The sequence below is a fragment of the Proteus faecis genome (genome assembly GCF_030286765.1).
GTDB lineage: Bacteria > Pseudomonadota > Gammaproteobacteria > Enterobacterales > Enterobacteriaceae > Proteus > Proteus faecis.
Genome location: NZ_JASVWV010000018.1, coordinates 1 through 13,642, shown reverse-complemented (window position 1 = coordinate 13,642; position 13,642 = coordinate 1). Strand labels below are relative to the sequence as shown.

Genomic DNA, 13,642 nt, shown 5'->3' with positions numbered 1-13,642 from the left:
TCAGGAGAATGCGATGAAAGATTTTCTGATTGCCCCTTCTATTTTATCCGCTGATTTTGCTCGCCTGGGCGAAGATACTGAAAAAGTACTCGCTGCGGGCGCTGATGTTGTCCACTTTGATGTTATGGATAACCACTATGTTCCTAACCTAACATTTGGTGCGCCAATTTGTAAGGCGTTGCGTAACTATGGTATTACCGCCCCCATTGATGTTCACCTAATGGTTAAACCCGTTGACCGTATCATTCCTGACTTTGCAAACGCGGGCGCAACTTATATCTCATTTCACGCTGAAGCCAGTGACCACGTCGATCGCACTATTCAATTAATTAAAGATTGTGGTTGTAAAGCGGGCTTAGTGCTTAATCCAGCAACCCCATTAAACTATCTCGACTATGTTATGGATAAATTAGATCTTATTCTACTGATGTCTGTTAACCCAGGCTTTGGTGGCCAATCATTTATTCCTAATACTCTCGATAAATTACGCCAAGTACGTAAAATGATTGATGATGGTGGCTATGACATTCGTTTAGAAATTGATGGTGGTGTCAAAGTCGATAATATTGCTGAAATTGCGCAAGCTGGCGCTGATATGTTTGTTGCAGGCTCAGCTATTTTCAATCAGCCAGACTATAAGCATGTTATCGACAATATGCGCCATGAATTAGAAAAGGTATCGTAATGACAGATAAAAAACTCAAAGGTATCCGTGCTATCGCCTTTGATCTTGATGGCACCCTCACCGACAGCGCTGTTGGTCTTACAGAAGCAACAGACTACGCATTAAAAGCAAAAGGCTTTCCTCCTGCTGGCAAACATAATGTCACTATTTGGGTTGGGAACGGTGTGGATATGCTACTGACACGCGCTTTGCACAATGCTGGCGTCGAGGATGTGACTGATACCTTATTAAAAGAGATGCGTGATCTTTTTGATGAACATTATGCGACCTCAGTCAAAACAGGCAGTGATTTATTCCCTCACGTCAAAGAAACCCTGGAGGCATTAGCTTCACACAATATTCCTCTGGGTATCGTGACAAACAAACCAACACTATTTATTGCACCTTTACTACAACAATTGGAAATTGAAAAATACTTCTCCTTGGTGTTAGGTGGCGATGATGTAAAAGAAAAAAAACCGCATCCAGCACCATTATATTTAACAATGGGCACATTTGGTGTTAAAAAGGAAGAACTCCTTTTTGTTGGGGATTCTCGCAACGATATTATTGCAGCACAAGAGGCTGAGTGCCCTTGCGTAGGTTTAACCTACGGCTATAACTACGGCGTATCTATTGCAGACAGCAAACCTGATTTTACTCTCGATAATTTTGCTGATTTGCTCTCTATCCTCGATATCACGCCAATGACAACTGTGGAACAGAATTAAAATGACGACTTCAGTAGAAAAAACGGCACAAAAGCCAATTGTATTCAGTGGTGCACAACCTTCTGGTGAATTAACTATCGGAAACTATATGGGTGCACTGCGTCAATGGGTACAAATGCAAGATGATTATGATTGCATTTACTGTATCGTTGACCAACACGCTATTACAGTACGTCAAGATCCTAAAGAGTTAAGAAAAAGAACCTTAGATACACTGGCTCTGTACCTTGCTTGTGGTATCGATCCAGAAAAAAGCACTATTTTTGTTCAGTCACATGTTCCACAACATGCACAATTAAGCTGGGCACTTAACTGCTATACCTATTTTGGTGAATTGAGCCGAATGACTCAATTTAAAGATAAGTCAGCGCGCCACGCTGAAAATATCAATGCCGGATTATTCGATTATCCTGTATTAATGGCAGCAGATATTCTGATTTATCAAACAAACCAAGTTCCTGTTGGTATCGACCAGAAACAACATCTTGAATTAAGCCGTGATATTGCCCAGCGCTTTAACGCTATATATGGCGATATATTCACCGTACCCGATCCTTTTATTCCAAAAGGCGGTGCTCGTGTGATGGCATTACAAGATCCGACTAAAAAAATGTCTAAGTCTGATGATAACCGTAATAACGTTATCGCATTGCTTGAAGATCCTAAATCAGCAGCTAAAAAGATCAAACGTGCAATGACAGACTCAGAAGAGCCACCTCGTGTTATTTACGATCTTGAAAACAAAGCGGGTGTATCTAATTTACTCGATATCTTAGCGGGTGTTACAGGCAAAACTATTCCTGAATTAGAAGCTGAATTTGAAGGCAAAATGTATGGCCATCTAAAAGGTGCTGTTGCTGATGCGGTATCTGAAATGCTAACTAACATTCAAGAACGTTTTAACACATTCCGTAATGATGAAGTATTACTTAATAAAATTATGAAAGAAGGTGCTGATAAAGCCAAAGCTCGCGCTCAAGCAACCTTAGACAAGGTTTATGACGCAATCGGATTTATTGCACATCCATAATCTTTTGTTAATACCTAGAAAAACACCTCACCTATTTTTGAACTGACCCCAGTTTATTTTTAGGAAGGTGTTTTTTTAGTAAAGAGCAAATTAACTATTTATTCCTTAAACAACCGTCGATTAAAACTCTCAATAGTTTGATTTTGCAGCCTCAACTGCATAGTCTTACTCCAACTTGCAGATAATCCTGCGGCACTTAATAACCGATGATAAAGCTCTTCATCAAATGGCATATGAAAAGCTATCGAAATCGCTTCTTTAACAGAGACATCACTGTTTCTTGAAACTAAAACAAGAGGATGATGGCTCCCCGTTTCTCCCACACTCACAACCCGATATAACCAACCACAATAACCACTATCTTGCATAATTTGCGAAAAGTTACTGACATCTGTCACTGTGTTAAGTTTGTAGCAAGGAGAGCGAGGTTGAGTAACTTGAATTAATGCGGTTCCCCATTGATAAATATCACCAATAAAAACATTTTCTTCTGTCATGCCTGTTGTTGAGATATTTTCACCAAATGCAGGAGCATGAAAAAAATCCGTCAATTGCGGAAATTGCTCAGCCCAATAAAAATAATGTTCTTTAGGATAATGACAAAGTGCGCGATCAGGGCCACCGTGAAAACTCTTTTCTGCTTGCTCATCACCTTCTAATCCCAGTGATGTCAATTTGATATGACCATCCACCAGCCTTTTGGTGATCGCACTGGTAAATCCATTAGATGTTGTTGTGATATTACCGATAAAAACACTAGGAAAATAACGCATAGCTCTCTACCTAAACAGAAAAGAATAACTCATAGTAAAGAGAGTGTTCAAAAGAAACAATGCCGACAGATGTCGGCATTGAAAATATAAAAAGAAAGGAAGCTATTTACTCAATTATGCTTTACTCTGAAAACGTTTTTGCGCTTCATCCCAGTTAACAACCGACCAAAACGCTTTAATATAATCAGGGCGACGATTTTGATATTTCAAGTAGTAAGCATGTTCCCACACATCTAACCCTATAATTGGGTAACCAGATGCGCCAGCTAACTCTTCACCCATTAATGGGCTATCTTGGTTTGCTGTAGAAACTACCGCAAGTTTGCCATCATCTTTTAATACCAACCAAGCCCAACCAGAACCGAAACGGCTAGCTGCTGCTTTTTCAAATAACTCTTTAAAGGCATCAACGCTACCAAAATCGCGTTCAATCGCATCTTTTAGAGAACCTTGTAATTGAGTACCTAGCTTCAGCCCTTTCCAGAATAATGAATGATTAGAGTGACCACCTGCGTTATTACGTAAAAAGGTACGTTGATCAGCAGGTACTTTATGAAGATTTTTAACTAATTCATCAATTTCTAAACCAGCAAGCTCAGGTAATTTTTCTAATGCTGTGTTGGTATTATTCACATAAGTTTGATGATGCTTAGTATGGTGAATTTCCATTGTGCGCTCATCAAAATGAGGTTCTAATGCATCATAAGCATAAGGCAGTGCAGGTAATGTATAGCTCATATTAATCTCCAGTGCTGTTTTATCTTCGATCACACCATGTGATTTATCTTTTCATTTCATTATAGTGAAAAAAATGCTAATGAAAATCATTATCATATCCATATTATTTTTGTGGTTTTTTTATCCAGCATGGTTAAATTAATTTTCACAGTATATTATTTTAATTTTAAAGCTTTCTATTAAATGATAATTCTATTAAATAAGAGAATAGTAGATTAATCATTCACCACTAGCTTTCGCACTATTTGAACATTCCATGAAAAGCATTTCCATTAATTCGTGATCTTCTGCGCAAAAAAGAAACAATCTTTATTTACCCTCTTTTGTTAACGACTTTTTGACATAGTATTAACAACAGTGAGGAGAACTATTATGACAAAAATAAACCAACATCATATTCCTGCAAACATTGCAGAACACACCCTGATCAATAAAGAGCAATACCAAAAAGATTATGAATTATCCATCAAAAACCCTGAGGCCTTTTGGGCAGATAAAGGGAAAATCATTGACTGGATAAAACCATATACTGTGGTAAAAAATACATCTTTTGACCCAGGCCATGTACGCATTCGCTGGTTTGAAGATGGTCAGCTAAATATCAGTCAGAACTGTCTTGATCGCCATCTTAAAACACGAGGTGATCAAGTTGCCATTATTTGGGAAGGTGACTCACCTAATGAGTCAAAAAAAATCACTTACCGACAACTTCACCACGATGTTTGCCAATTCGCCAACGTATTAAAAAACTTAGGTATTAAAAAAGGCGATGTTGTGGCGATTTATATGCCTATGGTGCCAGAAGCCGCAGTCGCTATGCTTGCTTGTACTCGTATTGGTGCTATCCATTCTGTTATTTTTGGTGGTTTCTCCCCTGAAGCGGTTGCAGGCCGGATCATAGACTCAAAAGCTAAATTAGTCATTACAGCTGATGAAGGATTACGAGCGGGTCGCGCTATCCCTTTAAAGAAAAATGTTGATGATGCTTTAAATCATGCTGATATCCCTCTTATTAATCATGTAGTGGTATTTCGCCGCACAGGGCATACCGAACAATGGATTGAAGGACGTGATGTTTGGTGGGATGAAATCATCCAAGGTGTCAGTGCAGAATGTGAAGTCGAAGTTATGGATGCAGAAGATCCTCTCTTTATTCTGTATACATCAGGTTCAACAGGCAAACCTAAAGGTGTACTGCACACGACGGGGGGCTATCTCGTTTATGCTTCAATGACCTTTAAATACACCTTTGATTATCATGAAGGCGACATTTATTGGTGTACTGCTGATGTGGGTTGGGTAACAGGCCATAGCTACTTACTGTATGGCCCACTATCAAATGGCGCGACCACGGTTATGTTTGAAGGTGTTCCTAATTACCCATCTGTTAACCGTATGGCTCAAGTTGTTGATAAGCACCAAATCAATATTTTATATACTGCACCTACTGCAATCCGTGCATTAATGGCTGAAGGTGATAAAGCAATTGAAGGGACTCAACGTACTTCTCTGCGCATTCTAGGCTCTGTTGGTGAACCAATTAACCCAGAAGCATGGGAATGGTTCTATCAGAAAATGGGGCGTAGCCAATGTCCTATCGTTGATACATGGTGGCAAACAGAAACCGGTGGTTTCATGATAACGCCATTACCAGGAGCAATGGATCTAAAACCAGGCTCAGCAACACGCCCTTTCTTCGGCGTTCAGCCTGCAATTGTCGATAATATGGGAGAAGTACAGCAAGGGGCTTGTGAAGGTAACTTAGTGATTACTGATTCTTGGCCGGGTCAAGCAAGAACACTTTTTGGTGATCACGAACGTTTTGAACAAACTTACTTCTCAACCTTTAAAGGTATGTATTTCTCTGGTGATGGCGCTCGCCGAGATGAAGATGGCGACTATTGGATAACAGGACGTGTTGATGATGTCTTGAATATTTCAGGTCATCGTTTAGGAACAGCAGAGATTGAATCTGCTCTTGTTGCACATCCTAAAATTGCAGAAGCTGCAGTAGTGGGTATTCCTCACAATATTAAAGGGCAAGCCATTTATGCGTATGTCACTTTAAATCACGGTGAAGAACCAACCCCTGAACTTTATACTGAAGTTCGCAACTGGGTACGTAAAGAAATTGGACCAATAGCTACACCAGATATTCTACATTGGACAGATTCCCTACCCAAAACACGATCAGGGAAAATTATGCGCCGAATCTTGCGTAAAATTGCCTCTGGCGACACAACTAACCTCGGAGATACCTCAACACTCGCTGATCCGGGTGTTGTAGAGAAACTGTTAGAAGAAAAACAGTCTCTATCACTCACCGCTTAATACACAACAAAATAGCTGTCATTTAAAAAACGTAATACGACAAAGCAAAGACATGAAAATGTCTTTGCTAGGCGCTCTTACCTAAAAATCATGAAATGCAGGGGATTGAAGCCTCTAAATCAAGTGATAAACCAAACAATTATATAGAGGAGAACTCTGATGAATGCCAATATTTATCAAGAGATAGAAAACAACCCTCGCTTTAAAGAACTGGTTAATAAACGTAGTCGTTTTTCATGGACACTTTCAATAATTACGCTCGTTATGTATGTCTCGTTTATCTTACTTATTGCATTCTATCCACAGTGGTTAGGTACACCACTGTACGAAGGAAGCTACATTACACGAGGCATTCCTATTGGTATTGGCTTAATTATTGCCTCATTTCTATTAACAGGTATTTACGTAATCAAAGCTAATACTGAATTTGACAAACTTACCGCTGAAGTTATTGAAGAGGTAGAAAAATGAGAAAGTTATTTTATACAATAAGCTTATTTTTCCTTTCTTCAACGGTGGCTTATGCTGCTGAAATAACAGAAGGAGGTGAGAAACAACCGATGAATATTCAGGCCATTATAATGTTCCTAATATTCGTAGGATTAACACTTTACATTACTTATTGGGCTTCTAAACGTACTCGCTCTCGTGCTGATTACTACACTGCTGGAGGAAAAATTACTGGCTTTCAAAATGGGATGGCAATTGCTGGTGACTTTATGTCTGCCGCATCCTTTTTAGGGATCTCCGCACTGGTTTATACTTCGGGTTATGATGGACTTATCTATTCAATTGGATTTCTGATTGGTTGGCCTATTATTCTTTTTATCATTGCTGAACGCTTGCGTAATTTAGGGCGTTATACCTTTGCAGATGTTGTCTCGTATCGCTTAAGCCCTAAACCTGTAAGAACACTCTCCGCGATTGGATCACTGGTTGTCGTTGCCCTTTATCTAATAGCACAAATGGTCGGTGCCGGAAAATTAATCGAACTCCTTTTCGGTTTAAACTACCATATTGCTGTTGTGCTCGTTGGTATTCTAATGGTGCTATATGTTTTATTTGGAGGCATGTTAGCCACCACTTGGGTTCAAATCATTAAAGCTATTTTATTACTTGCAGGTGCAAGCTTTATGGCTGTTATGGTTATGAAAGCTGCCGATTTCAATTTCAATACCTTATTTAAAGAAGCCGTTAGTGTTCACTCAAAAGGGTTCTCTATCATGAGCCCAGGTGGCTTGGTTTCTGATCCTATATCTGCTCTCTCTTTAGGTCTTGCTTTAATGTTTGGTACAGCGGGACTTCCTCATATCATCATGCGCTTCTTTACTGTTAGCGATGCAAAAGAAGCCCGTAAGAGTGTTTTCTATGCAACAGGTTTTATCGGTTATTTCTATATTCTTACTTTTATTATTGGTTTCGGCGCTATCTTACTCGTTAGCCCTAATCCTATGTTCAAAGATGCCGCTGGTGCTTTGATTGGCGGAACCAATATGGCGGCCGTTCACTTAGCAGATGCTGTTGGCGGTAATTTCTTCTTAGGCTTTATTTCAGCTGTTGCCTTCGCCACTATTTTAGCCGTTGTTGCGGGACTAACTTTAGCGGGCGCATCTGCGGTATCGCATGATCTCTACGCTAATGTAATTAAAAATGGTCATGCAGATGAAAGACAAGAGCTAAAAGTATCCAAAATTACTGTAGTTATCTTGGGTATCGTCGCTATCGGTTTAGGTATTTTATTTGAAAAGCAAAATATTGCCTTTATGGTAGGGCTAGCATTCTCAATTGCAGCAAGCTGTAACTTCCCAATCATATTGTTATCTATGTATTGGAAAGGGCTTACAACACGAGGAGCCGTGGCAGGAGGATGGTCTGGTTTATTAGTAGCTGTCACATTGATGATATTAGGGCCAACCATTTGGGTAAGTATTTTAGGTCATGAAAAACCAATCTACCCTTATGAATATCCAGCATTATTCTCAATCATTATTGCTTTTATTATCTCATGGCTTTTCTCTATTACAGATAAATCATCTTTAGGTGAGCAAGAAAAAGCAAAATTCCAAGCACAGTTTATACGTTCTCAAATTGGCTTGGGTATTGAGCAAGGTAAACAGCACTAACAGCCAGAAATAATGTAACCTTTCTTAATAAAAAGAGCCTCAAAGTGAATTCCAACTTTGGGGCTCTTCAATTCCAATCGTTTTTATCAATTATCATAAAAACCGTGCTCTTATTTCTATCATTTACTTATTTATAATATTTTTAAGCTTTAACTACATATCTATACGATTATTTATATAACTTATTATCATCTACTCTAGCAGTATAAAAAGAAAAATAAATTAATTTAAAATCAATTAATTATAAATAAAAAAGTAAACATAATTTATTTATAATATAACTTATTAATAAAGCCCAAAAGCCCAAAATAACCAGAAAGATGCATAATAATATCAATTTCAGACACACTTCAGACAAACAAGGCTTGTATTGTCAAAACGTAAATGATTAACTTTTTATTGTATATAAAAAGAGATGGTATTTTTAAATAGATTATGTCTTGGTTAACTCATTACGCACTTTTATTTTTCTTATCTATGGCACCTGCAACATTGGGTGGTTCAACGCTGTATATAGAACAAAAAATCTATATTGTTCTTATTGGCTGGCTACTTATGCTGATATGTAGTGGTATTTATCGCTACGTTTTTGGAAAAATAATAACCGTTGTTATTAGTGCGCTATGGTCTTTAAATCTTTCTATTTCTCTATTTTTCTATCGTGAACATGATATTGCCTTTTCATCATCCATTGCTGAAACTTTTATTAATACTAACAGTAGCGAAACTGTCGGTATGCTCTCTTATAATAAGTACTATGTCTTATTTTATATATGTGCTTTTGCCGTTTACTATTTTTTCATCCATAAAGCGGCTCAAGTCTCTGATCTAAAAACGACAAAAAAAAGTGTGACCGCTTTTGTTATATTAATCGCCATTATTCCATTTTATAAAAGCTTAGCATTAAGAAACGACAACAATAGTAAATTACTTGCAGAATATACTCTTCTGAATACACCTTTTTATAATGCAGCAGCACTTGTCCGAACCCTCCATGAAAATCGCAAAATTAGAAGAATTCCTTCTCAAAAAGTTGAGTTCCAATATAATAAAAATAGTGATAATACAGAAATTTACATCCTAATTATTGGAGAATCTGTTCGCAGAGATCATCTTGGAATTTATGGCTATCAGCACGATACAACACCTAATCTAATGAAAGAAAAGAGTCATCTTATTTTATTCAATCAAGTTTATTCTCCAGCACCAGTGACCATTCTTTCTGTACCCATTTCGCTCTCAAATATAGGATTAGAACAGTTACAAGATAAAAATCATTATGCTGATAATATTGTTTCTCTTGCCAATCATGCTGGATTTAAAACATATTGGCTAAGTAACCAAGGTGAAGGTAATCAAAAAACCAGTGTTATTTCTGTCATTGCTAATATGGCCCAAAATAAAAAGTGGAATGAATTTATCGGTTATGATGAAGAGCTACTTCCTTATTTAGATAGCGCGCTTAATGAATCATCTGCACAGAAAAAATTAATCATCTTACATACATATGGTAGCCATGAGCCGGCCTGTAATCGATTTCCAAATCAGTATCTAAAGAAATTCACACAAGAAGATGATGATAATTGTTATGACAGCTCTATCGCTTATACAGATAAATTAATTAATGACATCATTGAAAAAGTTAAAGATAAACCTGCTTCTATTCTCTACTTTTCCGATCATGCTTTACAGCGTCTCGATAAAAATAGAGAGGTTCGTTATCATCATGGCGTAAATACACCACGTAAAGAAGCTTACGATATCCCGTTGTTTATTTGGTATAGCCCCTCAACCGTAAAACCAATCATTAGTAATGCGGTGTTAAACAAACCTTACTCAACAGCAAATAATTATTGGTTATTAAGTAGTTGGCTTGGTATAGAACATCATTCACCGAATAAATGCTATTCACCCTTAGCAGATTGTTATCAGCCAAGATCACCCATCATGGTCATTGATGGTAATAAAAATCTCTTAAAATATGATTTATTAAGTTCTGAAGAACAAGAGCCACAATAATATATGGCTCCTTATACATAATTATTAGCAATCTTCAATCACTATATAAATGGCATTTAAAGAGCCATGAACCCCAACAACTTTAATTAATTCAATATCAGAAGTACAACTTGGTCCACTAATAATATTAATACAAGAAGGCATTCGGACATCTTTTATTGCTAGTTGATGAAGTTCTTCCGCTAATTGAGCAACTCTCGGTAAAATGGTACTCCTCTTAATAACAAAGAGCGTTGTTTCTGGGATCAAACTAACACTACGTCCTTTATCTGCTCCAGAAAATAAAACAACGCCCCCCGATTCAGCAAGTCCATATTCAGCAAAAACAATCCCCACTTTAGCATTTTTTACATGCTCAATATTTTCTCCACCAACATGGTGATCCCACACACTAACATCACAATGTTCAGATAATAAATCAATAACACCACTTTCTTTTAAACGAGGATCACCCGTCAATATCACTGATGAACCATATTTATTACATAATGCAAGTAAGCACTGAGGTAAAGCTTCTTGTGTCGTTGTCTCATAATCGCTTCCGGCTAATTTAGCGGTATTAAGAAAATATTGATATCGTTCCTCTTCCGATAATTCAGTTAATCTTTCTTCCGGATATGTATTTATTGGCGTTGGTAATGAGTCTGGTATTGTTTTTAATGGTCTTCCTAACTGAGAAGCTAAATGAGATAGGAATGTGTTTTTATTATTCATCTCTTATTTCTCCTCTTTTTGATGTTTTTTAAACCAACTACGGAAACTTTCACCATCACCTTGTGGCAAGTTTCTTGCTTCAGTCCACTCTTTTAATGCGCCTATATTTAAAGGAGCTTTCCCCTCTTTAATAAACCACCTTGCAGCATGAGCCTCCCAATTCATACCAACTTTCCATAATGTTGGATGACGGTTCACATAGTTAAATATATTGGTGATCGTACGCTCTGTTGTTGGTGTGATTTTTTCTTTAACCATCACATTTCTATGTTTTTTAATTAAATTGGATAGCGGTATTTTTACCGGGCATACAGAATCACAAGCAGTACATAATGAACATACATAAGGAAGGTTTTTAAAATTCTTATAACCACCTAATAAAGGGGTTAAAACAGCACCAACTGGGCCTGGATAAATAGAGCCATATCCTTGTCCACCAATATGACGGTAAGCAGGGCAAGTATTCATACATGCACCACAACGAATACAACGCAAAATATCTTTAAATTCTGAGCCAATAATTTTTGAACGCCCATTATCAACAATAACAAGATGGAAATCTTCAGGGCCATCAACATTGTCTTTTTCTCTAGGCCCTGTAAGCCATGTGTTATAGCCCGTTAGACGTAATCCAACAGCACTGCGTGCTAACATGGTAATAAGAATATCCACCTCTTTAAATGTCGGTGCGATACGTTCCATACCCATCACTGCTATATGTGTTTTAGGCAATGTAGTACTTAAGCGAGCATTACCTTCATTAGTCACTAAACAAACCGAGCCCGTTTCTGCAACTGCAAAGTTACAACCCGTTACACCAATATCAGCAGTAAAAAAATCATCTCTAATAGTTTGACGAACAAAACGAGTCATTTCTTCTGGTGTATCAGAGCCGTTATATCCCAATTTATCATGGAATATTTGACGAATTTGTTCTCTATTTTTATGAATAGCAGGTACAACAACATGCGAAGGCGCATCTTTAGCTTGCTGGAGTATAAATTCAGCTAAATCGGTTTCAATAACTTTAATCCCAGCATTCTCTAATGCGGTATTCATACCGATTTCTTCAGTTACCATTGACTTAGCTTTAACAACTTTCTTTGCTTTTTTTTCTTTAGCTACACTAAGAATATATTGCGCTGCTTCTTCTTTTGTTTTAGCAAAGAAAACGTGCCCACCATGTTCTTCTACTTTTTCAGACAATTGACATAAATAAGCATCTAAGTTAGCAAGCACATGATCTCGAATTTGAGCCGCTCTATCTCTCCAATCCTCCCAATGTCCAAGATCATCAACCATTTTTTGCCGATTTTTACCAATAGTTTCTTGTGCATTAGCAACGGCTTTTTGCATGACTTCATCATGTACTTGGCGATCGATAAGCGCTTTAAAAGGAATCGTACTCGTTCTTAACGACATAATTCCTCCTCATGACTCATCAAGACTTGTGCAATATGTAATACTTTAACAGGGTGTCCTTCTCGCTCTAAACGACCGCCAATATTTAGAAGACAGCTAACATCCGCACCAATTAAATAATCAGGCTTAACATCCATAATATGGTGGACTTTTTCTTTTACCATTTCTCCTGAAATTTCGGCCATTTTGATTGAGAATGTCCCACCGAAACCACAGCAGGTTTCCATATCTTGAAAAGGTAATAATTCAAGACCTTTTACATGTTGTAATAATTTAATAGGTTCTTCTTTAACGCCCATTTTACGAAATAGGCTACAAGATGGGTGATAAACAGCTTTACCTTTAAGACTTGCGCCGACATCAAGTACGCCAAGCTGATTTACAATAAAAGAGGTTAAATCAAACATTCTGTTAGCTATTTTTTCAGCTCGTATAGCCCAATTAGGTTCATCAGCAAGATATTTGGAATAACCTTTAATTGCATAAGTACAAGATCCAGCAGGAGAAATAATGGGGTAATCATTAACTTCGAAGGTTTCAATCAATTTCTTCATTGCAGGTTTTGCATTCTCAATATAACCACTATTAATAGCAGGTTGACCACAACAACCTTGTTTTTCAAGAAAATGAACCCGACAACCTAATTTTTCTAGCAGTAATACACTGTCTCTTGCCATATGGGATTTTAGAGCATCCCCAATACATGTGACATAGAAATTAACATCCATACATTTGCTCCTATTGCTTATTTATTACACAAAATAATTTACCAACCGCCATTTATTTATTGTTATATTTGTATGACAATTAATGTTGGCACAAAAATGATGTTAAATATATGTTTAATCCTATGTTTTTTTATAATTTGAATCGGTATATGAGAATTAATTTAGGTATAGAAATAGGATGGAAATAAATTATTTTAAATAAAACAATTTATTAAAAAGAAATGAAGTAAAAAATTTAAAATAAAACCCCAAACGCAAAAAAGCCAACCCAGTGGGTTGGCTTTCTCGTCTTATTTAATGCCTGGCAGTTCCCTACTCTCACATGGGGAGACCCCACACTACCATCGGCGCTACAACGTTTCACTTCTG

12 protein-coding genes are annotated in these 13,642 nt (G+C 37.3%); 7 read left to right on the top strand and 5 right to left on the bottom strand.

Going from position 1 to position 13,642, the window contains the following annotated elements; genetic code table 11:
- Nucleotides 1-13 precede the first annotated feature (13 nt).
- From rpe to trpS, 3 genes are read left to right on the top strand one after another with little or no spacing between them, the layout of a single operon-like run.
- A complete protein-coding gene (rpe, locus tag QSH13_RS16580; protein WP_023583115.1) occupies nucleotides 14-685 on the top strand; it encodes a ribulose-phosphate 3-epimerase in 672 nt (223 codons plus the stop codon).
- Nucleotides 685-1,395 carry a phosphoglycolate phosphatase gene (locus tag QSH13_RS16575; protein ID WP_286039382.1) on the top strand — a complete coding sequence of 237 codons (711 nt, stop codon included), beginning with the start codon at nucleotides 685-687 and terminating at the stop codon, nucleotides 1,393-1,395. Before rpe ends, QSH13_RS16575 begins: the two co-directional genes overlap by 1 nt.
- A 1-nt stretch (nucleotide 1,396) precedes the next feature.
- Entirely contained in the window at nucleotides 1,397-2,425 is a 1,029-nt protein-coding gene (gene trpS, locus QSH13_RS16570; RefSeq protein WP_109397766.1) for a tryptophan--tRNA ligase, read from the top strand.
- Nucleotides 2,426-2,523: 98 nt separating this feature from the next.
- On the opposite strand, the gene yiiM is transcribed toward trpS, so the two are convergent.
- Both yiiM and sodA read right to left on the bottom strand, forming a co-directional pair.
- Nucleotides 2,524-3,198: a 6-hydroxyaminopurine reductase gene (gene yiiM / locus QSH13_RS16565; protein ID WP_109397767.1), complete on the bottom strand. Its 675-nt coding sequence runs from the start codon at nucleotides 3,196-3,198 to the stop codon at nucleotides 2,524-2,526.
- 114 nt (nucleotides 3,199-3,312) lie between these two features.
- Nucleotides 3,313-3,936, bottom strand: a complete 624-nt coding sequence (gene sodA / locus QSH13_RS16560; protein ID WP_109397768.1) for a superoxide dismutase [Mn] — start codon at nucleotides 3,934-3,936, stop codon at nucleotides 3,313-3,315.
- A gap of 372 nt (nucleotides 3,937-4,308) precedes the next feature.
- Here sodA and acs point away from each other — a divergent pair, with 372 nt between their 5' ends.
- The 4 genes from acs to QSH13_RS16540 all read left to right on the top strand — a co-directional run bounded on the left by acs (nucleotide 4,309) and on the right by QSH13_RS16540 (nucleotide 10,409).
- Entirely contained in the window at nucleotides 4,309-6,267 is a 1,959-nt protein-coding gene (gene acs / locus QSH13_RS16555) for an acetate--CoA ligase (protein ID WP_109397769.1), read from the top strand.
- A gap of 159 nt (nucleotides 6,268-6,426) precedes the next feature.
- On the top strand, nucleotides 6,427-6,738 hold the full coding sequence (locus tag QSH13_RS16550) for a DUF485 domain-containing protein (protein ID WP_006534371.1): 312 nt from the start codon (nucleotides 6,427-6,429) through the stop codon (nucleotides 6,736-6,738).
- The gene (locus QSH13_RS16545; protein ID WP_286039383.1) at nucleotides 6,735-8,390 is read left to right on the top strand and encodes a cation acetate symporter; all 1,656 of its coding nucleotides are present in this window, start codon (nucleotides 6,735-6,737) and stop codon (nucleotides 8,388-8,390) included. The genes QSH13_RS16550 and QSH13_RS16545 overlap by 4 nt, the downstream gene beginning before the upstream one ends.
- A gap of 435 nt (nucleotides 8,391-8,825) precedes the next feature.
- Nucleotides 8,826-10,409, top strand: coding sequence for a phosphoethanolamine transferase (locus QSH13_RS16540; protein WP_286039384.1), 1,584 nt, complete (start codon nucleotides 8,826-8,828; stop codon nucleotides 10,407-10,409).
- A 24-nt stretch (nucleotides 10,410-10,433) separates the two neighbouring features.
- On the opposite strand, the gene QSH13_RS16535 is transcribed toward QSH13_RS16540, so the two are convergent.
- From QSH13_RS16535 to QSH13_RS16525, 3 genes are read right to left on the bottom strand one after another with little or no spacing between them, the layout of a single operon-like run.
- Nucleotides 10,434-11,123, bottom strand: coding sequence for a LutC/YkgG family protein (locus QSH13_RS16535; protein WP_109397772.1), 690 nt, complete (start codon nucleotides 11,121-11,123; stop codon nucleotides 10,434-10,436).
- 3 nt (nucleotides 11,124-11,126) lie between these two features.
- Nucleotides 11,127-12,545 carry a LutB/LldF family L-lactate oxidation iron-sulfur protein gene (locus QSH13_RS16530; protein WP_286039385.1) on the bottom strand — a complete coding sequence of 473 codons (1,419 nt, stop codon included), beginning with the start codon at nucleotides 12,543-12,545 and terminating at the stop codon, nucleotides 11,127-11,129.
- Nucleotides 12,536-13,273 (bottom strand): (Fe-S)-binding protein, encoded by a 738-nt coding sequence (locus tag QSH13_RS16525; protein ID WP_109407189.1) that lies wholly within the window; start codon nucleotides 13,271-13,273, stop codon nucleotides 12,536-12,538. The genes QSH13_RS16530 and QSH13_RS16525 overlap by 10 nt, the downstream gene beginning before the upstream one ends.
- Between the last annotated feature and the right edge of the window lie 369 nt (nucleotides 13,274-13,642).

What these genes read in the sequence shown, in the direction of transcription:
- QSH13_RS16540 (WP_286039384.1), top strand. Translation starts at nt 8,826, where the DNA reads ATGTCTTGGTTAACTCATTACGCACTTTTATTTTTCTTATCTATGGCA.
- sodA (WP_109397768.1), bottom strand. Translation starts at nt 3,936, where the DNA reads ATGAGCTATACATTACCTGCACTGCCTTATGCTTATGATGCATTAGAA.
- QSH13_RS16550 (WP_006534371.1), top strand. Translation starts at nt 6,427, where the DNA reads ATGAATGCCAATATTTATCAAGAGATAGAAAACAACCCTCGCTTTAAA.
- yiiM (WP_109397767.1), bottom strand. Translation starts at nt 3,198, where the DNA reads ATGCGTTATTTTCCTAGTGTTTTTATCGGTAATATCACAACAACATCT.
- QSH13_RS16525 (WP_109407189.1), bottom strand. Translation starts at nt 13,273, where the DNA reads ATGGATGTTAATTTCTATGTCACATGTATTGGGGATGCTCTAAAATCC.
- acs (WP_109397769.1), top strand. Translation starts at nt 4,309, where the DNA reads ATGACAAAAATAAACCAACATCATATTCCTGCAAACATTGCAGAACAC.
- QSH13_RS16535 (WP_109397772.1), bottom strand. Translation starts at nt 11,123, where the DNA reads ATGAATAATAAAAACACATTCCTATCTCATTTAGCTTCTCAGTTAGGA.
- rpe (WP_023583115.1), top strand. Translation starts at nt 14, where the DNA reads ATGAAAGATTTTCTGATTGCCCCTTCTATTTTATCCGCTGATTTTGCT.
- QSH13_RS16575 (WP_286039382.1), top strand. Translation starts at nt 685, where the DNA reads ATGACAGATAAAAAACTCAAAGGTATCCGTGCTATCGCCTTTGATCTT.
- QSH13_RS16545 (WP_286039383.1), top strand. Translation starts at nt 6,735, where the DNA reads ATGAGAAAGTTATTTTATACAATAAGCTTATTTTTCCTTTCTTCAACG.
- QSH13_RS16530 (WP_286039385.1), bottom strand. Translation starts at nt 12,545, where the DNA reads ATGTCGTTAAGAACGAGTACGATTCCTTTTAAAGCGCTTATCGATCGC.
- trpS (WP_109397766.1), top strand. Translation starts at nt 1,397, where the DNA reads ATGACGACTTCAGTAGAAAAAACGGCACAAAAGCCAATTGTATTCAGT.